Raw genomic sequence first — 24,580 nt, forward strand, 5'->3', positions numbered from 1 at the left:
CGCCAGGTCGGCGGCGGCGGCGCCGAGCAGGGCGGCGTCGGCGACGCCCTGCGCCCAGGCGGGATCGGCGTCGGCCTCGGTCCGGCCGAGCAGCACGAAGTGCGCCGGGACACGGGCCGCGAGCGCCCGCACGCAGTCGGCGGTCACCCCGCGCCCGCCCCCGGTGACGATCACCGTGTCCTGCGGGCTCAGCTTGGTGACCTCGCCGTCGTCGATGGACGCGGTCTCCAGGTCACGGTCGGCGGTCGCCGTGGCCGGGCTGGCGCCGAAGGGGCCGGGCCGGACCGTCCAGCGGGTGCCGGCCGGGTCGACGCCGACCTCGAGGAGGTCGACGGCCGCGTCCCACAGCTCGGTCAGCGCGATCCGGGCCAGATCCGCGGGCGCCACGGCGGGATCGACGTCCAGGGCCCGGCAGAACAGCGAGGTCTCCTCGCGGGCCAGGGTCTTCACCACTCCGGAGACCCCGCCGACGAGGCGTTGCACCGCGGGCTCCGGGCCGCGAAGGCCCAGACCACCGTCGAGGCGGGTGATGGTGAGGAAGGCGGCCCGGTCGCCGCGCGCGGCCGCGCGGCGCAGCGGTCCGGCGGCGTGCTTGGCCACCAGGACGGCGTCGGCGAGCCGGCGGATGCCGTCCGTCCAGCCGGAACCTTCATCTGGTCCGGCCGGCGTGCCGACCAGCAGGAGGCACAGGTCGGCGGTCTCCACCGCGCCGAACGCGTCGGTGAGCGCGCTCTCGACCGCGGCGGCGTCCCATTCGTCGAGCGGGTCGGCCGGCTCCTCGGCGGTGTCGGTGCCGGGCTCGGTGCCGCCGGCGGCCGCGGGCGGGCCGGCCGGCAGCCGCACCGTGCGGACCGTGAAGCCTCGGCCCACCAGCTCCTCGTCCAGCGCGGCCAGCGTCGCGGCGTCCGTGCCGGTGGCCGAGGCGTCGACGACGACGGCGACCGGGTCCGACCCGAACGGTGCGTCGTCCAGGACGTCGACCGGGGCGGTCGCCACGAGCTCGACCCGGCGCCGGGGCAGCGGTGCCCCGGCATCGAGGGACTCGGCCGCGGCCGGTGTCACGGGGTCGAGCGCGCCTGCGGACGGCCCGATCGGCCCGGTGAGGCTGGTGAGGACGTGGTCGGTGATGTGGTCGAGGGTGCGCATTTCGGCGAGGCGTTCGGGGCCGACTGCGGGGAGGGTGGGGAAGTGTTCCTGGAGGGCGCCGAGGATCTGGACGCGTTTGATGGAGTCGACGCCGAGGTCGGCTTCGAGGTCCATGCCGGTGTCGATCATTTCGGCGGGGTAGCCGGTGCGGTCGGCGACGACACCGAGCAGTGCGGTGCGGACGGCGTCGGGGGAGACGGTGGTGGTGGCGGTGCCGTTCGCCGTGGCGGTGGCCGGTCCGGTCGTGCTGGCGGTGGAGGTGCTGCTCGCCGCGCTGGTGAGGCTGGTGAGGACGTGGTCGGTGATGTGGTCGAGGGTGCGCATTTCGGCGAGGCGTTCGGGGCCGACTGCGGGGAGGGTGGGGAAGTGTTCCTGGAGGGCGCCGAGGATCTGGACGCGTTTGATGGAGTCGACGCCGAGGTCGGCTTCGAGGTCCATGCCGGTGTCGATCATTTCGGCGGGGTAGCCGGTGCGGTCGGCGACGACACCGAGGAGCGCGGTGCGCACCTCGTCCACCGTGGGGCCCGCGGCGACCGGCGCGCTGGCAGCAGGGCGCGCCGGGGTCTCGGTCCCGACGGGCTCGCCTGCGCCGAGGGCCGGCGCCCCGGGCCGGTACCCGTTGCCGTTCGCACTGCCGTTGCCAGCGGTGCTGCCGTTGCCGACGGCAGCGCCGTCACCGGAATCCTGGGTGGGGATCCAGGGCACCACCGGGGCCGCCGAACCGGCCGGCGCGGCCTGGGTGAGTCCGGCTGGTGCCGCGTGAATCGGGGCCACCGGCAGAGCCGGGGCCGGGGCGGGGCGGGCGCTGGGAGGAATGGGTCCTCCCGAGCCGGGAGCCGCAGGCCGGCGAGGGCGGCGAGCACCTCGTTGGCGCGGGTGTGGGTGCGGCCGGCGGCGAGGCTCTGCTCGGCGACCTGCTCGATGGCCGCAGGGATCCAGGCGGGCTGGTCCGTGCTCGCGCCTGAGCGCAGCAGGGCGACCAGCTCCCCGGTGATCTGCAGCTGACCGTCCAGGTATCGGGTGTGCAGGTCCAGGTGCCGGTTCACTGCCTCGGTCACCAGCGCCGGGTCCAGGTCCGTGCCTGCGGCCACCACCGGGCTCGTCGCCGCGGCGCCCACCGGCGCCGCGGCGGCGCCGGTCACGGCCAGACCGTTCGGGGCGGGTGGGCCGTCGACCGCCGGCGCGTGGCTGCCGGCCGACAGGTCGCCGTTGGCGCTGGTGGTGGCCGTGCCGCCGAGGACGGAGCCGCCGTTCGCGGTGGGGGCGCCGTTGGCGGTGGGGGTGAGTGTGGCCGGAGCCAGCGCCGCCGAGGTGAGCGTGGCCGGCGTCACGGCGGCGACCGCGGCGGCGTCCGCGGCCGGTGTGGCGGCGGTCGGGGTCGCCAGTGCGCTGACCCGGAAGCCGTCGGTGAGGCCGGCGTTGTAGAGCGCGCGGCGGGAGTCGGGGATGTACTCGGCGCCGGTGAGCGTGATGGTCATCGCGGCACGGCGCGCGGCGGCCTGCCCGCCCTCGGCGTGCGAGGCCGGGTCGTACCGGTTGATGTCGGTGATCGGGAGGCCCAGCACCGCGAGCTGCACGGCGGCCTGCTTGAGCATGACGTCGCCGTCGCGCAGCGGGCCGCCGTCCGTGGAGACGACCGCGATCGGCTCGTCGCCGAGGATGCGGCGGGTGAGCTGGGCGAGCACCTGCTTCGGGCCGAACTCGACGAAGACGTTGCAGCCGTCGGCGCGCATCGCGCGGACACCGGCGACGAAGTCGACGGGTGCCAGCAGCTGGCCGCCGAGAACCGCGCGGTTCGCCGCCGGCTCGGTGCCGTAGCTCGCGCCGGCCGTGTTGGCGTACACCGGCGCGGTCGGAGCCCCGATCTCGACGGAGGCCAGGTCCGCGGCGAACCGCTCCACCGCGTGCCCGACGTAGCGGGTGTGGAACGCGGCGGAGACGGGCAGCAGCCGCCCGGTCAGGCCGCGCCGGGCCAACTCGGCCAGCACCTCGCCGACAGCCTGGGTGCCGCCGCCGACGACGACCTGGTCGGGGGCGTTGTGGTTGCAGACGACCACGTCGGGGAAGTCGGCGAGGATCCGCTCGATCTCCTCGCGGCCAGCCTGGACGGCGGCCATCGTCCCGGGATCGGAGCTCGCCGGCTCGGTGGGGGAGGCCTGCGCGTCGGGCGGGGCCATCGCGGCGCCGCGGGCGCGGGCGAGGCGGAAGAAGTCGGCGTCGGTCAGCGCGCCGGCGGCCCACAGGGCGGTGAGCTCACCGAAGCTGTGGCCGAGGTGGCCCGAGCAGTCCAGGCCCAGCTCGGCGAGGTAGCGGAACTGGCCCACCGACAGCGCGCCGATGGCGGGCTGGGCGTACCGGGTGGCCCGCAGCCGGGACTCCTGCTCCTGGCGCAGCTCGGGGTCGAACACCGGCGGCGGGTACATCACCGCGGCCAGCGCGGTCGCGTCGCCGTCGAACACGGCGTTCGCGTCGTCGAGGGCCTGGCCGACGGTCGGCACGCCGAGCACGGCGTCGAGGCCCATCTCCAGGTACTGGCTGCCCTGGCCGGCGAACAGCGCGCCGACGCGAAGGTCCGCCAGGGCACGGCGGCGGTAGTAAATCCCGGCGGGGTGCGTCCACTGTTCGGCGTCGGGGGACGCGGCGAGCTGGGCGAGCGCGATCCGGCGCGGCTCGGCGCCGTCCGGGTCGCCGGCCGGGGTCACGAACCCGACCCGGGCGTGGTCGGCGGGGATGGGGCCGTCGGTGGGGGCGGCGCCGGCCTCGAGCGCGGCGCGCAGCGCTGCCGGGTCCGGGGCGTGCCACACCCAGGCACGGGCGGTGCGGTGCACCATCCCGTTCGCCGGGCGCAGCGCGCTGTGCTCCTCCAGGACGACGTGGAAGTTCGTCCCGCCGAAGCCCATCGCGGAGGCGGCGGCGCGGCGCACCGGCCGGTGCGGGTCGCGGATCCACGGCCGGGTGCGCGTGTTCACGTACAGCGGGGTCGCGTCCTCGGCGAGCGGGCCGTTGGGGCGCTCGACGTTGATCGTCGGGGGCAGCGTCTTCTGGTAGAGGCTGAGCGCCAGCTTCATCAGGCTGGCGGTGCCCGCGGCGCCCTTGGTGTGGCCGATCTGCGACTTGACGCTGCCGATCGCGGCGAAGTGGGCCTGGCCGCCGGCGGCGGCGCGCAGGACGCCGTCCAGTGCGGTCAGCTCGGTGCGGTCGCCGACGGCGGTGCCGGTGGCGTGGGCCTCGAACAGCTCGACGGACGCCGGCGAGCAGTCGGCGTCCGCGTAGGCGCGCCGCAGCGCGCGCTCCTGGCCCTCGGCCCGCGGGGCGTAGATGCTCTTCGAACGGCCGTCGCTGGATGAGCCGAGCCCGCGGATGACCGCGTAGATCCGGTTGCCGTCGCGCTCGGCGTCCGCCAGCCGGCGCAGGGCGATCATGCCGACGCCCTCGCCGATCAGCGTGCCGTCGGCGCCCTCGTCGAACGGGCGGATGCGGTCGGACTTCGACAGCGCCTGGGTCTTGCTGAAGCACATGTATCCGAAGATCGAGTTCTCGGTGTCGGCGCCGCCGGCGATCATCATGTCGGAGCGGCCGTCGACAAGCTCGGCGATCGCCATCCGCACCGCCGACAGCGACGCCGCGCAGGCGGCGTCGACGGTGCAGTTCATGCCGCCGAGGCCGAGGCGGTTCGCGATACGCCCGGCGGTGACGTTGGCGAGCAGGCCGGGGAAGGAGTTCTCCTCCCAGGGCGCGAAGGCCTCGGCGTAGCGGGTGGCGATCGCCTGGGCGTCGTCCTCGGTCAGCCCGCAGGCGCGCACGACCTCACGCAGCACCGGGGTGGTGAGCCGGGCGCCGAGCGGATGCATGAGCGGCACCGGCCCGGTGACCCCGAGGACCACGCCCGTGGTCTCGGCGTCGTACCAGGTGGAGTCGGTGGCGCCGGCGTCGCGCAGCAGGTCGCGGGCGACGACGAGGCTGAGGGTCTGCAGGGTGCTGGTGACCTCGAGCTGGTTCGGCGGGAGGCCGAACTCCAGCGGGTCGAAGTCGACGTCCGGGACGAAGCCGCCACGCCGGGAGTAGGTGTGGTCGGGCCGGGTCGGATCGGCGTCGTAGTAGTCGTCGATGTTCCAGCGGCTGGCCGGGATGTCCTCGATGCAGTCCCGTGCGTCGACGATGTTCTGCCAGAACTCACGGACGTCACGGGCATGCGGGAAGAGACCCGCCATGCCGACGATGGCGATGGGTGTGTCGGCGAGTCGCCGGGGCGGTCCGCTCTCGCGCACGATGAACCTTTCATCAGGTGGTGGGGGCGGGGCGCTGGATGGTCAGCCGCGCCAGGCCGCGGGGCCTAGGGGCCGCGAGGCCGGTGGGCCGGTGCCGCCAGGGGATGACGGCGGCACCGGCGGCACAGGGCACGGCGGCAGGCCGCGCGGCGGGCGGGCACAGCGGCCGGCGGCGCCGGGAGGCCAGGGCCTGGGGGAAGGGGTCAGTAGGACAGGAGGCCGGCCCCCGCGCCGGCGCCGACGGGTTCGCGCCCGACCGGCGCCATGCCCGTGTGCAGGCCGACGAAGTCGGCCATGGTGTCGGCGAAGTGGCGGTGCCCGCGCGGGTTCGGGTGCAGCCCGTCGGGGTCCCACAACGCCGGCCCGCGCCATTCGGCCGCGGCCGCGATGTCGAGGCAGACCGCGCCGACGGCCGTGGCGGCCCGGGTCAGGTCCTCGTTCGCGCGGGCGAAGCGGTCGCGCAGCAGGGCCCGGAACGGCGCGGGGATGTCGAGGTTGCCGGGGATGTCGGGGTAGGTGGCGGTGAACAGGACGGTGTCCGGGCCGGCGAGCCGGCGCAGGATCGCCTCCAGGTTGCGCGCGAAGCGGTCGGGGTCGTAGTCGCTGACCAGGTCGTTCACACCACCGATGAAGCCGATCATGGTGGCCTTGTTGACCAGGGCGGCCGGGACCTGCCGGTGCAGGATGTCGGATGTGGTGGCCTGGTGGGTGCCGAGGTTGCGGTGGCCGCCGCGCGGGACGGCGAAAAGGTCGGCGAACAGGGGCACCCAGCCGCCGTACGAGCCGTCCGGCCGCGGATCGCCGCGGCCCTCGGCGAAGCTGTCGCCGAGCACGGTCAGCCGGGCCCGGGTCACCGGTCACCCCCGTCGGTCGGGCCCGTGCCCGTGCCGGAGCCCGCGGTGGCCGCGGCGGGCAGCCGGCCGCTGGTGATCCAGGTCGCGGCGGCCTTCCCGATGACCGCGCTGTCCTTGATCCACGCGAAGTGGTCCCGGTTCTCGACGCCCGAGGCCGCCACGACGTGCCAGCGGGTCAGCCGGGACGCCGGCATCCGGGAGCACAGGAAGTCCACGTTCGAGGCGGGGCCGAGACGGTCGTCGTCCAGCGAGATCGCGAGCACCGGCAGGCTCAGTGCCCGCAGCGCGTCGTCGTGGCGGCGCGACGAGCCGCGCGGCCGGCACCAGCTCGTCCGTGACTGCCGCGCCCAGTCGACCATGACCTGGCCGGACATCGCGCCGCCGATGAGCATCCCGCCCGGCCAGTGGCCGCGCAGGCGCGCGACCAGGCCGATCGTCTGGATCTTCCAGTAGGCCTCGAGCCAGTTGCGGCGTCCGAAGGCCCGCCAGTAGGGCGTGCCGGTGCCGATGGTGATGATGCCGGCGACACCGGCCGGCGCGGACGCCGCGTGGAACAGCGCGAGCTGCCCGCCGAGGCTGTGGCCGAACAGGTACAGCGGTGCCTCGGGGAAGCGGGCGCGGATCGCGGTGACGACCGCCGGGACGTCGACCTCGATCAGCTCGCGGTAGCCGAAGTTCGGCTGCTCGCGCAGACCGGGGGTGCTGTCGCCGTAGCCGCGCTGGTCACACAGCACCACCGACAGGCCGGCGCCGAACAGCGCCTTCGCCAGCGGCACGTAGAACTTCGCCTTCAGCGCCATCGCGGGCAGCAGCGCGACCACGGGCACGGCCGGGTCGGCCTGGGCCATGATCCGCAGCCCCAGTGTGACGCCGCCGCCGACCGGCACGGCCACCTTCTCGGCGGACGAGCCCTGCGCCGAAGCCTGCGCCGGTGCCTGGGACGGGGATGACGCCGTCGACTCGGTGGTGGCCATGGTCAGTCACCGCCGATCGCACAGACATAGTCGAAGCCGAAGCGGGCCACGATCACGTCGTCGTCGTCGTAGAGCACGGCGCGGACGTCGAGGTCGAACCGCTCGGGCCCGGTGCCGGCGAGGACGCGGCGCGCCTCCCGCTCGTCGACCATGCCGATCGCCCGGATGCGTCCGCGGGCGGGCCGGCGGAAGGACGAGCGGGCGTCGCGCACGACGAGGCTCTCGAACCGGCTCAGCCGCGCCGCCATCGCCCCGGCGACGGCGGCCGCCCCGGCGAGGTCGGCGGCCAGGAACAGCGCGCCCGCGTGCACGGTGCCGAGCTGGTTGGTGAGGTCGGGCCGGGCGGGGATCTCGACGACCGAGTGGTCGGGGTCGACCTGGGTGATGTCGATGCCCACGAACCGGCGGAACGGCACGATGGCGTTGGCGATCTCGCAGATCCGCGCGAAGTCCGGTGCCGACGGATCGGCCGTCGCCGGGCCGAAGATGGAGAACGGCCCGGATCCGCCGGCTCTGGCGCCGGCCTGCTGCGTGGCGGGCGGCGTGGCAGGTGCGGATGTCGATGTCATCGGGCCTCCTCCGGGTTGATGGGAGCCGGGCTGCTGTGCGCGCGCAGCACCCGGCGGGCGATCGAGGCACGCAGGACCTCGGACGAGCCCTCGTAGATGCGGAACCCGCGGGCCTCGACCAGGAAGCGGGCGACCAGGTGGTCCTCGCAGATCCCGAGCCCGCCGTAGAGCTGGACCACCCGGTCGAGCACCCGCCACACCGCCTCGGCGACGAACGTCTTCGCGATCGCGGCGCCGTGGCGGGCGGCGGAGCTGGCCAGGCCCTCCTCGTCGAGGACCCGCGCCACCGACCGCACCAGCGCCCGTGCGGCGGCGATGTCGATCTCGTTGTCGGCGACGTGCGCCTGCGCCATGCCGTGGTCGGAGATCCGCTGGCCGAACGAGGAGCGGCCGGTGATCCAGGCGGCGGCCATCTCGTGCGCCCGTGCGGCCAGGCCCAGCCAGGCCATGCAGAACGCCAGCCGGGACGGGGCGAGGCGCACCTGGGCGTAGCGCAGGCCGGCGCCGACGTCACCGAGGACGGCGTCGTCCGGGACGAAGCAGTCGGCGAAGGTGACCTCGCAGTGCCCGCCCGCGGCGCTGTGGTCCAGGGTCGGCATGCGGCGCCCGACCCGCAGGCCCGGGTTGTCCTGGTCGACCAGGAACATGGTGGTGCCGCCCTCGGTGCGGGCGATGCAGATGGTGAACGCGGCGCCCTCGGCACCGGTGATGAAGTGCTTCGCCCCGTCGATGACCCAGCCGCCGTCGACCGGGACGGCGCTGGTGCGGACCATCGACGGGTCCGAGCCGGCGCCGGGCGCGGGCTCGGTGAGCGCGATCGAGGAGCGGGTCTCACCGCGCAGCAGCGGGTGCAGGTAACGCTCGGCCTGCGCCTGGGTGCACACCGCGGCGAGAAGGTGCATGTTGCCGTCGTCGGGTGCGGCGCAGTTGACCGCGGTCGGGCCGATCAGGCTGCGCCCGGCCGCCTCGAGCACCTCGGCGAGGCCGGCGTTGGACAGGCCCAGCCCGCCGAGCCCGACCGGGGTGAGCGGCCCGAACACCCCGGCCGCGCGGGCGGCGCGCTGCAGGTCGACCCGGATGTCGTCGTCCATGTGCCGGCCCGCCACGACCAGCTCGCGCTCGACGGGCAGGACGTGGTCGTCGACGAAGGCACGGGTGCGCCGGGCGAGCTCGGCGACGTCGCCCGCGGGTGGGGACGAACCGGCGGGCTCGGGCGTGCCGGCGGGCGCGGGTGGACGCGTGGCCGGGGCGGTGGTCATCGGGGGGACGCCTCCTGGGTGTCTGGGCTCGGGCTCGGGCTCAGGCGGCCGGCAGCAGGCGCTTGTCGGCCGGCGTCCCGACCTCCTCGTACAGCTCGGCGAGGCTCTCCCGCTCGAAGAAGTCGTGGCCGTCGGCGCCGCCGGCGATCATGGCGAAGAACTTCTTGATGTACCGGGGGCTGGCCGCGGTGGCGTTGAAGACCGAGTCCAGGAAGGGCGGCAGGACGAGCTTGGACAGCGTGCAGGTCAGCTCGAACGTGCCGTGGCTCTCCTCGTCGCGGATCTTGACGTACTCGGCGGCGGCGTCGTCGAGCGTCCGCTCGCCGGCCAGGCCCGCGTGCAGACGGTCGGCCAGCAGCTGCGCCTGCAGGAAGGCGTCGGTGATGCCCCAGCCGGTGAACGGGTCCTTGTGGTAGCCGGCGTCGCCGACCAGCGCCCAGCCGGGCCCGTTCGACCGCCGGTAGTAGTTGTCCGGGTAGCGCATCGGGCGGAACTCCTCCACCCGCCGGCCCCGGGCCCGCAGGTCCTCGCCGAGCTCCGGCAGCACGTTGTCGAAGATCGCCTGGAAGCTGCCCTCGACGTCGGCGCGGAACTCGCTGAACGCCGCGCGCGGCCGGATGATCGACAGCAGGTGCTGGCCGTCGTTCGTCGGCCAGGTGCCGAACTGCTGCTCGCCGAGGCCGGTCCGGTGCTGCATCGCCCAGTCCAGGCCCTCGAAGTACGAGTAGTAGATGAAACCCTCCGCCGGCACGACCTTGTAGAAGTCGGCGCCGACCTTGTCCGCCACGGTGGACGTCCGCCCGTCCGCGCCGACCACGAAGGCGGAGCGGAACTCCTGCTCGGGCCCGTCGCCGACCTGCCCGCGGATGCCGGTCACCCGACCGGCGTCGAACAGCAGGTCGGTGACCGTGAAGCCTTCGATCACCTCGGCGCCGGCCTCGCGGGCGGCGTCGACCAGCAGCTTGTCCAGGACGGTGCGCCGCGGGCAGTACACCGCGTCGATGCCCTCGATCGGGTCGGCGAAGCCCTCGACGAGCATGCCGGTGTAGTAGAAGGTCAGGTTGCGGATCGGCGGCACCCCGGTGGCGATCAGCCGGTCCAGCAGGCCCCAGTCACGCAGCCGGGCCAGCCCCGTCTGGTGCATGTAGTGGGTCGACACGGTGTCGCTGGGGAAGGTCGACCGGTCCACGACCAGGACCCGGTGGCCCTGGCGGGCCAGCAGCATGGCCAGCGGCGATCCGGCGCAGCGGGCACCGACCACGATGACGTCGTACATCCTTGGGAACTCCCGTCGTACAGGCGGGTGGAACAGGACTGGGGGCCTTGGCTCTGGTCAGGCGGCGGAGGTTGCCGGTTCGGTCGGCGCCGGGCCGGCCGGCTCGGGGGCGGTGGTGTAGAGCTCGTCGATCTCGGCGGCGAACGCGGCCTCGATCTGTGCGCGGCGCAGCTTCATCGAGGGCGTCAGATGGCCGTCGGCGATGGTGAACTGGGTCGGCAGCACCCGGATGCGCCGGATCGACTCGGCGCGGGAGACCAGGCTGTTCGTGTCGTCGACCGCGTCGCGCAGCCGCTCCGCCACGGCGGGATGCTCCCACCAGCGGTCGGCGCCGAGGTCGAGGCCGGCTTCGGCGGCCAGCTTCGCCAGCACCGCCGGCTCCAGCGTCACCAGCGCGGCGACGAACGGGCGGCCCTCGCCGACGACCATGCAGTCGGCGACCAGCGGGTGCAACCGCATCCGGTCCTCGAGCAGGGTCGGCGTGACGTTCTTGCCACCGCTGGTGACCAGGATCTCCTTGCGCCGGCCGGTGATGACGAGGTAACCGTCGGCGTCGAGCCGGCCCAGGTCGCCGGTGTACAGCCAGCGGGGCGCGGCGTCGGTGCCGTCCTGCGCGGCGGCGCCGGCGGTCAGCGGGTCTGTTCCTGCCTTCAGGGGGTCTGTTCCTGCCTTCAGGGGGTCTGTGTCTGCCTTCAGAGGGTCTTGGCCGGTCCGCCAGTAGCCGGGGGAGACGTTCGGGCCCGCGACCAGCACCTCGCCGTCCGGTGCGATGCCCACTGTCGTTCCCGGGATGGGCTGGCCGACGGTGCCGACCCGGTTGGTCTCGGGCTGGTTGACCGTCACGGCGGTCGCGGCCTCGGTCAGGCCGTAGCAGTTGAGGATGTGCACGCCGAGCCCGCGGTAGTAGGCCGCGGTCGTGCTGTCCAGCGACGCGCCGCCGCTGATCACGTGCGTCAGCCGCCCACCGAACACGGCGCCGACCCGGGCGAGCAGGGCTTCGTCCGGGCGGCCGCCAGGCTCATCGGTGCCGGTGCCGACCTGTGCCAGCCCCGCGGCGACCGCGGCGAGCTCGGTGTCGGCGTCGACGGCTGCCCGCAGGCCCTTGCGGATCTTCTCCAGCCCGTACGGGACCAGCGCCAGCACGGTCGGTCGGAAACCGGCCATGGCGGGCAGCAGGTCGGTGACGGCCGAGAGCAGCCCGGTCCTGGTCCCGGCGTACAGGCAGGCGACCAGGATGGTGCGTCCGAACACGTGCGCCAGCGGCAGGCAGAGCAGCGTCGCGGCCTGCTCGGTCACGACATCGCTGTCGTCCGCGCCGTTTCCGTCGGCACCGGTGCCGACGGTGTGCTCCGGAGGCCACACGCGGAACAGCCCGCCGGTGTGCTCGACCGTGTTCGCGCTGGACGCGAACAGGTTGCCGTGGGTGAGAATGCAGCCCTTGGGCATCCCGGTGGTTCCGCTGGTGTAGACGATCGTCGCGATCGAGTCCGCGCGGACGGCGTCGCGGCGCCGCTCGAACTCGCCGGCGCCACCGTCGCCCGCGGCCGGCACCTCGCCGTCGGCGCGGGCGGTGTCGTCGGATGCCGTCAGGCTGTCGAGGTCCGCCAGCGGCCAGGGGGCCGCCCGCAGTGCGCCCGCCGCCGCGCCGGCCACCAGCTCCTGGTGCTCCGGTGTCTCGGCGAAGCACCACGTCATCCCGGAATCGGCGACGATGTGGGCGATCTGGGCCGCGGAGGCGGTCGGGAAGATCGGGACGGTGATCGCGCCGATCGCAAGCACCGCGAGGTCGGCCACCACCCACTCGTAGCTGGTGCGGCCCAGGATGCCGACGCGGTCGCCCGCGCCGACTCCCCAGTGCAGCAGGACCGCCGCGACCCGGCGTGCGTGGGCGTCGAGCTCGCGGTAGGTGATGTCCTGCCAGCCCGATGCCGCCGGGCGGCTCAGGACAACCAGTTCGGGGGTGACCCGTACCCGGTCGTCGACGAGGGAGTAGAGGCCACGGTCCTCAGGAAGGACGAGGCCCGCTCCCAGGGTGTACTGCGACACACCGACCACCTGTTCCGTGACGAGTTCCGGGGAATTCCTGGTGGATTTGCCGGACTCAGTCTCGAACGGTGCGCCGCGGTTGGCAATGCGATTGTGGCGAACGATCCGTAAACGACATCAATCGTCGGAGTGTGATCGAATGCGATGGATCGATGGAAACAATTTATCGGTCTCGCGGGCGGTCCGCCCTCTTCATCTCGCGGTCCATGGTCGGGGGTGGAAAAGGATTGAAAACTGGTTTCAGTGCCGCTCGAAAACCAACCGGTGCACCAGGTCGAGGGTGTCTGCGACGGTGGTGTGTTCGATCGTCTGCCAGCCAAGCACCCGGGCCGCGGCGCAGTTGGCGCCGAGGTCGTCGATGAGCAGGCAGGATTCCGGCGGCACGCGGAAGATCGATTCGGCCAGTCGGAAGATCGCCGGATCCGGCTTGCGCAGGCCCACCTCGAACGAGTTGACCGTCACCTCGAACGGGTCGACATCCGGCGCGAGGGCCCGCCGGTGCGGCTCCCATTCACGGACGCTGTTCGTGAGCATTCCGACCCGCACGCCCTGGTCGCGTACCCGCTCCAGCAGCGTGAACAGCTCCGTGCTGACGGTCCGGCCGACGTACCAGTGGTCGCCGAAGCGGGTCAGGTCGATGCGCGGCGTCCAGCGGGGCGCGAGCGCCGCCGTCACCCGCAGCCCCCATTCCCGCTGCGGCAGGATGCCCAGCTCGAGCGGCTCGATCAGGGTGCCGCCGAACGGCTCGGCGACCTGGCGGATCGCCGCCATCAGGTCCGGCGCGGGGACCTCGGCGGCCGCCGCGACCTGGGTGAGCGCGTCGGCGACGGGGGAGGTCAGGACACCGCCGTAGTCGCACCACAGGGCCCGGACCGACGGCGCGTTGCGCGGTGCGCGCACGGTCAGGGCCGCAGCGGCGCCGGGCGTCCGGTGTCGCCGCGGCGCGGTGGGCGCCGTGCTGAACGGTTCAACCACGGGGCGCCAGCTCCGTACCTGACAGCTCGGCACCTGCCCGCCCGGCACCCGCCAGCTCGGCACCTGCCAGCTCCGTGCCCGGGGGGATGGGCACGAGCACGTCGGGGTCTCTCGTCGTGAAGCGGGCCGCGGGGGCGGCCAGATGGACCGGACCGGCGAAGACACGCTCCGCGTCCGCCTTGCGGGCGGCGAGCCAGGCCCGTTCCGCGGTCACGAAATGGGTGAGGACGAGCTGGTCCACCCCGGCCGCGGCGGCCACGGTGGCGGCGTCGGCGGCGCTGAGGTGGCCGTGGCCCGTGGTGTCGGTGAGCTCCAGCGTCGCCTCGGCGAGCAGCAGGTCGACGTCACGGGCGAACGGGACGAGATCCGCCGTCACCCCGGTGTCGCCGGTGTAGGCGAAGCTGCCGGTTCCGCTGTCGATGCGGGTTCCGCAGTTGGGCAAAGAATGGCGCAGCTCATGCAGGCTCACGGTGGTGTCGCCGACCTCGAAGACGTCCCCCGGCGCGTACTCGCGGACGTCGAAGGCGACTTCGAACGCGCGGTCCAGCCGTGGGATCGTCGCGACCGGGAACAGCGCCGCCAGCGCCGTCAGCCGCTCCCGTCCGCCCGCCGGGACGTACAGCGGCACCGGGGCACGCTCGACGCGCTGGGCCAGCGACGGCAGCGTCGGGAACAGGTCGGCGAACTGCCCGTATCCGGCGAGCAGCGTCTTCCCGAGGGGAAGCAGGTCGTAGCAGTGGTCCAGATGCAGGTGGCTGATGACGACGGCGTCGAGCTGGTCCGGATGCGTGATCGTGCTGAGCGCGGTCGCGGCCCCGGGGCCGCAGTCCAGCAACAGGCGAGCCTTTTCGCTCTCCACCAGATAGCTGGAACTGCACTGGCCGGCGCCGGGCATTCCCGACCGGCATCCGAGGACCGTCAACTGCATGTCCGTGTCCATTCTGTTGGACAGCGTCCGGAGCGAACAACGCTGTCGTGGGCGGCGACCGCGGTCGGCACGTTCACCGCGGCGGGCACCGGCCCGGTCGCACCGACCTGGGCGGCGGAGCGACCTGGGACAGGAGCGGGCCGGCCAGCCTCGGCGATCACGCGAATCCGACCGTTTGAGCGATGTTCCGCGCCCACCGGATCATCGGCAACACAGGAATGCCGAACGAACTATTCAGAATGTCAATCGCGAAACGCGGCGCCGCGCCGGGCCGGTTCGGGCAGGAACACGCACATGGCTACCGCCAGCGCCGGACGAAGCACAGGACGGTGAACGGGGCCGAGATACCGTGCGTGTCGGCGATCGCACCGAGGGCGGGCGCCGCGAACCCACCGGCGCTGACGGCGAGGCCGAGAGTGACCCCGGAGGCGGTTCCCGGCCGCTGACGCCGAACAGCAGCACCGACCGGACGATCTCGACCGCGGTGAGCAGCAGGAACGGGCGCGGGCGGTCGGGCGTCGGTGCGGCCGTGCCCACACCCGTGCCCGACCGCCGGGCCACCACCCAGAGTCGCGGCCAGCGCCAGCCCGGACGCGGCGGTGGCCATCGCCTGCGGTTACAGCAATCCGAGCTCGTTCACGGCGGCGTTTCGCGACGCCTTCGGGGTCACGCCGGCGCGCTACGCCCGCGGCGCACGCGCGGATGGCACCGCCCCGGACGGTGCGGTACGGGTTGGCGCCGCCCCGGACGGCGCCGTGGCGGTTGGCGCCGCCCTGGATGACGCGGTGGGGGATGGCGCCGTGCCGGCACGGGCCGAACCGTGATCGGCGGCCTGCTCGGAGAAGGGCCCGGCCGCCTCCAGGCAGTCCAGGAAGGCGCCCACGACCGGCTGCGGGTCGGGGCGCCACACCGCGTACATCCCCACCGTCGGGACCGGGTCGACCAGACGCACCGCGGACAGCCCGTGGCCGGGCGGGTGCGCCCCGCGGGCCGCGGAGGCGAAGCCGACGACCGGCCTGGTGGTGACCACGATTCCGGTGGCGCCTGAGTCGTCCACCTCGTCGGAGATCGTCAGCGCGATGCCGCAGCGGTCGGCCGCGGCGAGGATGGCGTCGTGCATGGCGGGACTCTGCTCCCGGCGGAACAGCACGCAGGGCTGGTCGGCCAGCTCGCGGAACGGGACCTCGCTGCGGGTCGCCCAGGGGTGGCGGCGGCTGACGACCGCGACCAGCGGTATTGTCGCGACCCGCTGGGAGCGCAGCTGCGCCGACGGCGGCCCGGCGAAGACCAGAGCGACGTCGAGGCGGCCCTCTGTCAGCGCGGACAGCTGCGGACCGCTGCGCGCCTCCCACAGGGTGGTCGACACACCGGGATAGTCGGCGGCCAGCCGCAGCAGCGTCGGCTGCAGCACCCGCTGGCCGGCCGGATAGTTGAACCCGATGCTGATCATTCCGGTGCGCCCGGACGCCGCCTCCCGGGCGACGGTCACGGCGCGGCGGGTCGCGTCCAGCAGCCTCCTGGCCTCGACCTCGAAGGCCCGGCCGGCCGCGGTCAGCTTCACCTCATGGGAGCTGCGCGAGACCAGCTCGACGCCGATGTCGCGCTCGAGCCGCTGCAGCTGCTGACTCAGCGACGGCTGAGCGAGGTGCAGCCGGGCCGCCGCCCGGCCGAAATGAAGTTCTTCGGCGATGGCCAGGAATGACGTGAGATATCGCAGCTCCATGGCCGTCCTCCCGGTGAGCGCAGACCACGTTACCGGCGAGCGCTAACCACCGGTAACGCGCACATGTGGACGGCGGAACGGGAACATGGCGGGCAGTCGCGCCGGCCGGCCGGGCGGTCTTCGCCGGCCGCGACCCGCCGGGTGCCGCCGCGCTCCCGCGCGGGCCTGCCATGTACGCGTTCACACCTCCGTGCATTGCCTGCCGGCGGAATCCGCGACCGGCGTGCGGCAGCATCCGTTGCCGCTTCGCCCGGGATGCGGACGATTAGCGGCGCCGATGGGCCAATTGCGGTCGAGAAATCGTGTTTGACCGGTGGGTGAGCGGCGGGCAAGCATTTCCAGGGAACGGGTACGGCCCGCGGACGGTACGCGGAGAAATCAGGCGCACGGTGGCCGGTGTCACGCGGAGAAAGCCGCATGGCGCGGCAGCCGGGCGAGGTGTTTCGACGAGAGGACGCCGGTGGTCATGCGGGTATCCCTGGACGAGGTGGTGCCGGACACGACTGCCGCCGCCGCGCTCGCCGCCGGCAGCGTGCACGGGGCGCTGGCGGCCGTGGCGGCCCGCCGCCCCGCCGTCCGGATCGACTTCCCGTCCTCGGGCGACTCGCTGTCCTACCGGGAGCTGGTCGAGCGCGGCGACGCCCTCGCCGCGGCGCTGGCGCGCGGCGGGGTACGGCCCGGCGCGCGGGTCGGCCTGCTCAGCGAGAACGCCCCCGACTTCCTGGTCGCGCTGGCCGGGGTGAGCCGGGCCGGCGCCGTGACCTGCCCGCTTCCGCTGCCGACCTCGACCCGGGACCTGACCGGGTACGCGGCGCGGCTGGCTCGGGCGGCAGCCGTCGCCGACATCGGCCTGGTCCTGGTGGGCGGGCGCACCGCCCGGCTGGCCAGCCGGTTCGCCGCGGCGTTCGACGCCGGCGCCGTCCGGGTCGTCACCGTCACCGAATACACGGCGTCCGCCGACGCCGGCGCGGACGCGGACGCGGGTGGCCCTCTGCCGGACGAGGTGCCCCCCGGCGCACCGGCGCTGGTCCAGTTCACCTCGGGCAGCACCGCCGCGCCGAAAGGCGTCCTGCTGACCCACCACAACATCCTCGCCGGGCTCGCCGCGATCATTGACGGCGTCGGGCTCACCGAGAACGACGGCGGCGGAATCTGGCTGCCGCTGTTTCATGACATGGGGCTGTTCGGCACCCTCGCCGGAATTCTCACCGGAATGCCGATGACGGTCTGGTCCCCGGCGGGTTTCGTGAAGGATCCGGCCGGCTGGCTCACCGACTTCCTGCGCCGGGGCGGGAGCATCGCGCCGATGCCGAACTTCGCGTACGACTACCTCGCCGACGCCGTCCCCGCGCCCGTCCAGGCCGGGCTCGACCTGAGCGGCTGGCGGGTCGCGTTCAACGGGGCGGAGCCGGTGTCCCCCGCGTCCGTCGACCGCTTCCTGGCGATCTTCGGCCCGGCGGGGTTCTCGCCGGCGGCGATGATGCCCGTCTACGGCATGGCGGAGGCGACCCTGGCGGTGACCTTCCCGCCGCGCGGCCGGGCGCCGGTCTCGCGCTGGGTCGACCGTGATCTGCTCGCGAGGCGGGGGATCGCCGTCGACGTCCCGCCGGACGATCCGGCCGCCCGCGGGCTGGTCGGCGTGGGCCGGCCGGTGCGCGCGATGAACGTGCGCGTCACCGGCACCTCCCCCGGCGCCACCGGGCCGGCTCCCGACGACCAGGTCGGCGAGATCCAGATCCGCGGCGAGGCGGTCACCGGCGGCTACCTCACCGAGTCCGGCGCGGTACCCGCCGACGCCTTCACCGCGGACGGCTGGCTGCGCACCGGCGACCTCGGCCTGCTGCGGGACGGTGAGCTGTTCGTCACCGGCCGGGCCAAGGAGATGATCATCGTGCGGGGGGTGAACTACTACCCGCACGACGCCGAGGATGCCGCCCGCGACGTTCCCGGGGTCCACCGCCGGCGCTGCGTCGCCTACGCCGACATCGCCCCCGACGGAACCGAGGCGATGACCGTGCTGGCCGAGACGGCGCTGGAGGACGACGCCGCGCGTGACCTGCTCACCACCGGCATCCGCACCGCGGTCGGTGCCGCACTGGGCCTCGCCGAGATCGCCGTCCACCTCGTCGGCCCCGACGCCCTGCCGCGGACGTCCAGTGGGAAGTTCCAACGTCTCGCCGCCCGCGACGCGGTCCCTGTGGCGTGAGCGGGCAGCCGGCCCGACCGGGTGGCAGGGCCGGGCTGTCATCCCATCCGACCATCCACGATGTCCCTTCCCGACCGCGGCCCGCGCCGCGGCCCGCACGGGCCGGCGCGTCCGGGGCCCCCGTCTCCGTCCCAGGCAGGTGCTGGCACATGCACAGCTACGACGTGTTCCGCCACTATGAGCGCCAGGTGTGGCGGCTCGCCGACATCCCCTTCGACGAGGTGCGGCCGCAGGACGTCCGCCCCGAGTACATCCGGATCGCGCGCGGCGCGGTGATGGGCGAGGCGAACTCGATCGCCGCCCAGCACGGATTCTTCGACGAGTTCGTCCATGACTACGACTTCTCCGCCTTCGTCGCCCTGTGGGGCTACCAGGAGCTGCAGCACCACTTCGCGTTCCGGGCCTGGCTGGACGTCGTCGGCGAGCCGGTGTCGGCCGCGCCGATCGCGGCGATGCGCGAGCCCTACGCGCCCGGCACGACACCGGCGGCTACGCTCGCCACCAACATCATCTCCGAGCTCACGGTCAACCACGTCTACCGCGCGGTCGCCGGCTGGGTCCAGGAGCCGGTACTGCGCACGATCATGACCAACGCCAGCCTCGACGAGGCCGCGCACGCCCGCGAGTTCATCCACTACACCCGGCGGCGCCTCGCCGAGCACCCCGACGAGCTGGCCTCGGTGCTGGAGACGCTGTTCGTGTACACCGCCGAGCAGCGCATCAAGCATCCGGTCGGGGTCTTCAAGGGTGAGCTGGAGGCCCTGCGCGACCACGACACCATCGACACAGGCTTCGAGTTCTTCCTCTCCCAGGTCGCCACCGAGGGGGAGCTCGCCCACCTGCAGGACAAGATCCGCCGGGCGTTCGGCGCGATGACCGGCCTCGACCTGGCCACCAACGCGCGGGTCCGGCGCGAGCTCGCCGAGGTGCTCGGGTGACCGCGTCGACCGAGGACACGCGCACCGCGCCCGCGGGGACGTCCGGGAAGCCGCTGGCCGACGTGCTCGGGGGCGCGGCCGCTGACGACGGGCACCTGCGGACGCCGTGGACCGTCCTGGAGGACTACCAGTGCTTCGGGTGCTCACCGCACAACGCGCACGGCCTGCGGCTGCGCTTCCGGGAGCGGCCCGACGGCATCTCGACCACCTTCCAGCTCGGCCCGACACACGAGTCCTACCCCGGAGTCGTCCACGGCGGGCTGCTCGGCGTGATCTGCGACGAGACCATGGGCAACCTCATCGTGCTGCGGGTCGGCCAGCCCGCCTTCACCACGGCGATGCGGGTGCGCTTCCTGGCGCCGGTGCTGGTCGGAGCCGTGCACGAGTGCCGGGCCCGGATCATCCCGGGCGCGGACGGCTCCACTCTGATCAACACCGAGGCTGATGTCGTCGACGCCGCGGGCACCGTCGTCGCCACCGCCCGCGCGACCTACCGGCCGGTGGCCCTGGAGGCGGCCCGCGACCGCATCCAGATCAGTGACGACGCCGCCGGGCGCCTCGCCCGCGTCCTGGCCGCGACCGCGGACGCCACCGGTCGGCCGCTGGCTGACCAGCCGGTGGGTGACGAGCCGCGCGGCGGCCAGCTCCCGAACGTCCCCGCATCCGAGGAGTCCTGATGTCCACGACCGCCGCCGAGTCGGTGCTCTCGACCATCACCGGCATCGTCGCCGCCGAGCTCGCGACCGCCCCGGGCACGATCGATCCGGACCTCGACCTGCGGTCGGTCGCCGGCGCCGACTCGGTGAAGGTGCTGCGCATGATCGCCCGCATCGAGCGGGCCTACGACATCGAGCTCGATGACGAGACCGTCTTCACGGTGACCACGGTCCGCGAGGTGACCGAGGTCGTCGAGCGTGCCCTCGCCGAGGGGGCCGCGGCGTGACCGTCACCTCCACCGGCGCCGCGGCACCGACCGTGACCCCGCCGGCGACCGTCGCTGCGGCACCCACCGCGGACCCGGCCTCCATCGCGGACACCAACCAGCACTACGACCTCGACCCGGAGATCTTCGGCCTGTTCCTGGACTCCCGCCGCAAGTACTCCAGCGGCCTGTACCGGGCGGACGGGGTGACGCTGGAGGAGGCCCAGCTCGCCAAGCTGCGCTTCGTCGCCGACCGGCTGGCGCTGCGCGGCGGTGAGCGGACGCTGGACGTCGGCTGCGGCTGGGGTTCGGTCGTCCTGCATCTCGCGCGTGAGCTGGGCTGTCACGCGGTCGGGGTGAGCCCGGCGGGCCGCCAGCACGCCTACATCGCCGACCGCGCCGCCGAACTGGGCGTGTCCGACCTGGTGCGGACCCGTCAGGGCCATTTCGAGACCTTCGACGTGGAGCCCGCGTCCTTCGACGCGGTGTCCCTGCTCGGCTCGATCGTGCACATGCCCGATCTGGACCTGGTGTTCCGCCGGGCGCGCGCTGCGCTGCGCCGTGGCGGCCGGCTCTACGTGTCCGAGTCGTGCTTCCGCAACGGCGCCGCGCACGCGGAGTTCGACCGCCGCGGGGGCACCGAGTTCGTCCGTAACTCGATCTTCGGATGGGGCGACATGCGCCCGCTGTCCGAGCTGGTCAGGGCGGCCGAGGACGCCGGGTTCTCGATCCGGTCGGTCGACGACCTGACCGAGGACTACCGGCGCACGATCGAGGACTGGCTGGCGAACGTCGCCGCGAACGCGGGCCGCATAGACGCGATCCGGCCGGGCACGGCCGCGCTGCTGACCCGGTACCTGCAGGTCGCCAACGCCGGCTGGGGCTTCACCACGAAGCACTACGCGCTGGTCTGCCAGAAGTCGCGCTGAGGATCGGGAGCACACCGACGATGACCAGTACACCGACGATGACCAGCGCCCCCGCGGTGACCGGTACACCGGCAGTGAGCGGTACCCCGGCAGGCGGGCCGGTCCTGCGCGGCCCGGTGCGGGGGCCGTTCCTGGCCCCGGGCGAGCTCGCGCAGGCCGTGACCGACTTCCATCTGGCCTCCAGCCCCGCACGGCGGTGGGACGTCGAGACCGCCGTCGACTGGGCCGCCGCGGACGCCGACCGGCTCACCGACGGCCAGCGTTCCGCCGTCCGCTTCGTGACCCTGATCGAGGACCATCTGCCGGGCTATTTCGCCGTCTACACCCGCCGGTTCCCGCTCACCGCGGACGTGGATCCGGCCGAGTTCACCCACCACCGCGAGCTGTACCACTTCACGGTCCGCTGGGCGGTGGAGGAGGACAGCCACGCCCGCGCGCTGTTCCGCTACCAGACGGCGGCCGGCATCGCCGAGGCGGACGCGCTGCGCCACGAGCTGGCGCTGGAGGGGCGCAAGCCCTTCGAGCTGCCGCACGACGACGCGGTGTCGCTGTTCGCCTACGCGCTCGTACAGGAGAAGGCGACCCAGCTCTACTACCAGCAGCTGCGTGCCGTCGTCGGCGACCCAGTGCTGGGCAGGCTGCTCGCCCGGCTCAGCCGGGACGAGGCCCGGCACTTCACCTTCATGGCGGACGTCATCGAGCGCTACCTGCGTACCCACGGCGACGCCGTGGTGGAGCCGATCCGTGAGGTGATCGCGCGGTTCCGGATGCCGCTGGCCGACACGATGCGCGGCTACTGGCGCTGGGCACTGCAGATCGCCGACACCGCCCGTTATGACCACACCGACGCCTACGACCATCTGATCCGGATCATCAACCGCGCGGTGGACGCGCGTTCCGACCGGGTCGAGGAGCTGACCAGGTTCGTCGCCAGCTGCCGTTCGGGCGCGACCGCGTCAGCCTGAGCGCGACCGCGTGATCGGACGGCCGCGGCGGGACCGCGCCGCCGGCCGCCGTTGTGTGACACTTCCGCCGAACATCGGAAACGGTTAGGTTTGCTTCCGGTTTCCACATCGTCCCTCCGTGGGTGCCCCGACGAAACCGACGGTGGGACCGACGGAGGGACACGCGGTGGACGACGTCAGCTACGCCCGGCGAATTCGCCAGCTCGCCGAGGAACATCCGGACGAGCCGGCCTTGCGACACATCGCACTGGACGGCTCGGAGCCCGTCCTGACCTGGTCTGACCTGGACCGACGCTCCAGTCAGCTCGCGGGGGCCCTGGCGGGGCGGGGGCTGGGCGGCGGCGACCTGCTGGGGCTCGGGTTACGCAACTCGCCGCAGTTCGCGCTCAGCGCGCTGGCTGCCTGGAAGCTCGGCGCGGTGCCGGTGCCGATCCGCTGGGACCTGCCGGACTGGGAGCTCTCCCGGCTGCGCGAGACGGTCGGCGCCCCCGTGCATCTGGGGCCGGCCGACCTCCCCTGGATCGACGCCACGGCCGACCTGGACGTCCCGGACCTGCCCGACGCGACCTCGCCGCAGACGAACGGGATCTGCAGCAGCGGCTCGACCGGCACGCCGAAGGTCATCCTCAACACCCGGCCGGCCGTGTTCGACGCACGCTTCACCACACCGTTCATCGACCTGTGGCGGGCCGACGACCCGGTGCCCCGGCCGCAGGTCATTCTGGTGCTGGCGCCGATGTACCACGCCAACGGCTTCTCCACCCTCTACAGCCTGCTCGGTGGGGACCGGCTCGTGGTGATGGAGAAGTTCGACGCGGCTCGGATCGTCGACGTGATCGAGCGTTACCGGGTCACCACCTTCACCGCGACGCCGACCATGCTCAAGCGCATCGCGGATCTCCCGGACATCGAGGGGCGGGATCTCTCCAGTCTGGAATGGATTCTGCAGGGTGCGGCTCCGATGCCGCCGTCGCTCGTTCACCGGTGGGCGAAGCTGATCGGCGCCGAGCGCATTCTGATGGCCTATGGAATGACCGAGGCAATCGGCATCACGGCGTTGCGTGGTGACGAGTGGATGACCAGGCAGGGCAGCGTCGGGCGCGGTATGCGGGGTACCGAGGTGAGTATTCTCGACGACGCGGGGAATCCCCTGCCGGCGGGTGAGATCGGTGAGATCTTCCTGCGTACGCCGAAGGCGAGCTACGGCGGTTACACCTACCTCGGAAAGGCGCCGCAGCTGCGGCAGACCGGACACGGTTTCGAGACCGTCGGAGATCTGGGTTATCTGGACTCCGACGGCTATCTCTTCCTTGTCGACCGGCGTGTCGACATGATCATATCGGGCGGCGCGAATGTTTTCCCCGCCGAGGTCGAGGTGGCGCTCATCGATCACCCCGAGGTTCTCGACGTCGTCGTGATCGGGCTTCGTGATCCCGAGTGGGGTCGGCGGGTGCACGCCGTCATCGCGCCGGTCGACCCGTCGCGACCACCGACCTCCGCGGAGATCATCTCCTTCGCGAAGAGTCGACTTGCTGCCTACAAAGTACCCAAAACGGTGGAAATCGTGGACGTGATCCCGCGCAGTGAGGCGACGAAGGTCAACCGCGGCGCGCTCGTGGAGGCGCGCGGCGGCTGACCGATCCGGACCGGGAGTCCGCCTCCGCGGCGGGACGTGGCCGCGGCCGCGGACACGAGACCGGATGCGGCGAAGCCGAGGGAACAGGCAGGAAAGGCGCCACCACGATGTGACAGTCGGGTGTCGCCTTTTCTCGTCTCATCGGGCGGGCAAATGGTGCGGGTGAACCGCTCGCGGTCCGCGGGCGGCGCGCACTCGAAAGGGAGACGGGCCGTTCCGAAATTCGCGGGTGTCGCTGGGTGTCGGCACTGTTCGCGGGCGTCGGGATCGCTCCGGTGTGGCGGTGTGACGACAGGCACACCACCACGACGCCGCGTGTGGGTCTGAGATTTTGTGTGGAGCGTTCCCCGAGGCGCCGACCCGGCAGGACGCTGTAAGGCCCATCGACTACCGTGGCGGGGCCCGCACGCCACGCCGGCCGTGCCTTGATGCGCCTGACCAGGTCTGACCAACCGCGCTCCGGCTGACCAACCGCATCCGGCTGACCAACCGCATCCGGGCGCCCTGGCCGGCCGGCCCGACGAAGGAGTTTTCGAGAAGAATGCCTCTGCGTGCTCGCCGGTCATGTCTGGCTGTTCCTGGCTCGAACCCGAAGATGCTGGGCAAGGCGCAGGGCCTTCCCGCCGACCAGATCTTCTGCGATCTTGAGGATTCCGTCGCCCCGGACGCGAAGGAGTCGGCGCGCGGCAACGTCGTCGCCGCTCTGAACGAGGGCGACTGGGCGGGCAAGACCCGCGTGGTGCGGGTCAACGACCTGACCACCAAATGGACCTACCGCGACGTGGTCACGGTCGTCGAGGGCGCCGGCGCGAACCTGGACTGCGTGATGCTGCCGAAGGTGCAGACCGCGGCACAGGTGCAGTGGCTCGACCTGCTGCTCACGCAGATCGAGGAGGTGATGGGCTTCGAGGTCGGGCGGATCGGCATCGAGGCCCAGATCGAGAACGCGCTGGGCCTGTCGAACGT

The 24,580-nt window shown here is 73.1% G+C and carries 20 protein-coding genes and 1 pseudogene; 9 read left to right on the top strand and 12 right to left on the bottom strand.

All coding sequences use genetic code 11. The annotated features are described in order from the left end of the window. The 11 genes from FREUN1FDRAFT_RS46880 to FREUN1FDRAFT_RS46885 all read right to left on the bottom strand — a co-directional run. Positions 1–1,653 (bottom strand): phosphopantetheine-binding protein (locus FREUN1FDRAFT_RS46880; RefSeq protein WP_006543818.1); only part of this gene is annotated, 1,653 nt, incomplete at its 3' end. Further along, on the bottom strand, positions 1,596–5,414 hold the full coding sequence (locus FREUN1FDRAFT_RS28790) for a type I polyketide synthase (protein WP_006543819.1): 3,819 nt from the start codon (positions 5,412–5,414) through the stop codon (positions 1,596–1,598). The genes FREUN1FDRAFT_RS46880 and FREUN1FDRAFT_RS28790, both read right to left, overlap by 58 nt. A 203-nt stretch (positions 5,415–5,617) precedes the next feature. Beyond that, positions 5,618–6,268: an SGNH/GDSL hydrolase family protein gene (locus FREUN1FDRAFT_RS28795; protein WP_006543820.1), complete on the bottom strand. Its 651-nt coding sequence runs from the start codon at positions 6,266–6,268 to the stop codon at positions 5,618–5,620. Next, positions 6,265–7,242: an alpha/beta fold hydrolase gene (locus tag FREUN1FDRAFT_RS28800; RefSeq protein ID WP_006543821.1), complete on the bottom strand. Its 978-nt coding sequence runs from the start codon at positions 7,240–7,242 to the stop codon at positions 6,265–6,267. Before FREUN1FDRAFT_RS28800 ends, FREUN1FDRAFT_RS28795 begins: the two co-directional genes overlap by 4 nt. Before the next feature lie 2 nt (positions 7,243–7,244). Continuing rightward, positions 7,245–7,811, bottom strand: a complete 567-nt coding sequence (locus tag FREUN1FDRAFT_RS28805) for a YiiD C-terminal domain-containing protein (protein ID WP_006543822.1) — start codon at positions 7,809–7,811, stop codon at positions 7,245–7,247. Next, positions 7,808–9,070: an acyl-CoA dehydrogenase family protein gene (locus FREUN1FDRAFT_RS28810; protein ID WP_006543823.1), complete on the bottom strand. Its 1,263-nt coding sequence runs from the start codon at positions 9,068–9,070 to the stop codon at positions 7,808–7,810. Before FREUN1FDRAFT_RS28810 ends, FREUN1FDRAFT_RS28805 begins: the two co-directional genes overlap by 4 nt. Before the next feature lie 40 nt (positions 9,071–9,110). Further along, the gene (locus FREUN1FDRAFT_RS28815; protein ID WP_006543824.1) at positions 9,111–10,346 is read right to left on the bottom strand and encodes an NAD(P)/FAD-dependent oxidoreductase; all 1,236 of its coding nucleotides are present in this window, start codon (positions 10,344–10,346) and stop codon (positions 9,111–9,113) included. Between the two features lie 57 nt (positions 10,347–10,403). Beyond that, positions 10,404–12,392 (bottom strand): long-chain fatty acid--CoA ligase, encoded by a 1,989-nt coding sequence (locus FREUN1FDRAFT_RS28820; RefSeq protein ID WP_006543825.1) that lies wholly within the window; start codon positions 12,390–12,392, stop codon positions 10,404–10,406. A 240-nt stretch (positions 12,393–12,632) separates the two neighbouring features. Further along, on the bottom strand, positions 12,633–13,367 hold the full coding sequence (locus tag FREUN1FDRAFT_RS28825) for an HAD-IA family hydrolase (protein ID WP_006543826.1): 735 nt from the start codon (positions 13,365–13,367) through the stop codon (positions 12,633–12,635). Continuing rightward, the gene (locus FREUN1FDRAFT_RS28830; RefSeq protein ID WP_232295467.1) at positions 13,360–14,295 is read right to left on the bottom strand and encodes an MBL fold metallo-hydrolase; all 936 of its coding nucleotides are present in this window, start codon (positions 14,293–14,295) and stop codon (positions 13,360–13,362) included. Before FREUN1FDRAFT_RS28830 ends, FREUN1FDRAFT_RS28825 begins: the two co-directional genes overlap by 8 nt. Before the next feature lie 298 nt (positions 14,296–14,593). After that, positions 14,594–14,902, bottom strand: a complete 309-nt coding sequence (locus FREUN1FDRAFT_RS46885; RefSeq protein WP_035954172.1) for a hypothetical protein — start codon at positions 14,900–14,902, stop codon at positions 14,594–14,596. Here FREUN1FDRAFT_RS46885 and FREUN1FDRAFT_RS48280 point away from each other — a divergent pair. Then, positions 14,895–14,939: pseudogene (locus tag FREUN1FDRAFT_RS48280) on the top strand (hypothetical protein); the annotation flags it as partial. The gene FREUN1FDRAFT_RS46885 and the pseudogene FREUN1FDRAFT_RS48280 sit on opposite strands and share 8 nt — an antisense overlap. A gap of 35 nt (positions 14,940–14,974) precedes the next feature. Here FREUN1FDRAFT_RS48280 and FREUN1FDRAFT_RS28840 read toward each other — a convergent pair. Then, positions 14,975–16,018, bottom strand: a complete 1,044-nt coding sequence (locus tag FREUN1FDRAFT_RS28840) for a LysR family transcriptional regulator (protein WP_006543829.1) — start codon at positions 16,016–16,018, stop codon at positions 14,975–14,977. Positions 16,019–16,484: 466 nt separating this feature from the next. Here FREUN1FDRAFT_RS28840 and FREUN1FDRAFT_RS28845 point away from each other — a divergent pair, with 466 nt between their 5' ends. The 8 genes from FREUN1FDRAFT_RS28845 to FREUN1FDRAFT_RS28880 all read left to right on the top strand — a co-directional run. After that, positions 16,485–18,224 carry an AMP-binding protein gene (locus tag FREUN1FDRAFT_RS28845; RefSeq protein WP_083828848.1) on the top strand — a complete coding sequence of 580 codons (1,740 nt, stop codon included), beginning with the start codon at positions 16,485–16,487 and terminating at the stop codon, positions 18,222–18,224. A 149-nt stretch (positions 18,225–18,373) separates the two neighbouring features. Further along, complete coding sequence (locus FREUN1FDRAFT_RS28850) at positions 18,374–19,162, top strand: ferritin-like domain-containing protein (protein WP_006543831.1); 789 nt, start codon at positions 18,374–18,376, stop codon at positions 19,160–19,162. Continuing rightward, positions 19,159–19,839 (top strand): PaaI family thioesterase, encoded by a 681-nt coding sequence (locus FREUN1FDRAFT_RS28855; protein WP_006543832.1) that lies wholly within the window; start codon positions 19,159–19,161, stop codon positions 19,837–19,839. The genes FREUN1FDRAFT_RS28850 and FREUN1FDRAFT_RS28855 overlap by 4 nt, the downstream gene beginning before the upstream one ends. Next, positions 19,839–20,105 carry an acyl carrier protein gene (locus FREUN1FDRAFT_RS28860; RefSeq protein ID WP_006543833.1) on the top strand — a complete coding sequence of 89 codons (267 nt, stop codon included), beginning with the start codon at positions 19,839–19,841 and terminating at the stop codon, positions 20,103–20,105. Before FREUN1FDRAFT_RS28855 ends, FREUN1FDRAFT_RS28860 begins: the two co-directional genes overlap by 1 nt. Next, a complete protein-coding gene (locus tag FREUN1FDRAFT_RS28865) occupies positions 20,102–21,013 on the top strand; it encodes a cyclopropane-fatty-acyl-phospholipid synthase family protein (protein ID WP_006543834.1) in 912 nt (303 codons plus the stop codon). The genes FREUN1FDRAFT_RS28860 and FREUN1FDRAFT_RS28865 overlap by 4 nt, the downstream gene beginning before the upstream one ends. A gap of 20 nt (positions 21,014–21,033) precedes the next feature. After that, positions 21,034–21,978 carry an acyl-ACP desaturase gene (locus FREUN1FDRAFT_RS28870; RefSeq protein ID WP_006543835.1) on the top strand — a complete coding sequence of 315 codons (945 nt, stop codon included), beginning with the start codon at positions 21,034–21,036 and terminating at the stop codon, positions 21,976–21,978. A 166-nt stretch (positions 21,979–22,144) separates the two neighbouring features. After that, positions 22,145–23,614, top strand: coding sequence for a class I adenylate-forming enzyme family protein (locus tag FREUN1FDRAFT_RS28875; RefSeq protein WP_006543836.1), 1,470 nt, complete (start codon positions 22,145–22,147; stop codon positions 23,612–23,614). 541 nt (positions 23,615–24,155) lie between these two features. Next, positions 24,156–24,580: CoA ester lyase (locus FREUN1FDRAFT_RS28880; RefSeq protein WP_006543837.1), on the top strand; the 425-nt coding region annotated here is incomplete at its 3' end.

Origin of the sequence: Parafrankia sp. EUN1f (genome assembly GCF_000177675.1) — a bacterium.
GTDB lineage: Bacteria > Actinomycetota > Actinomycetes > Frankiales > Frankiaceae > Parafrankia.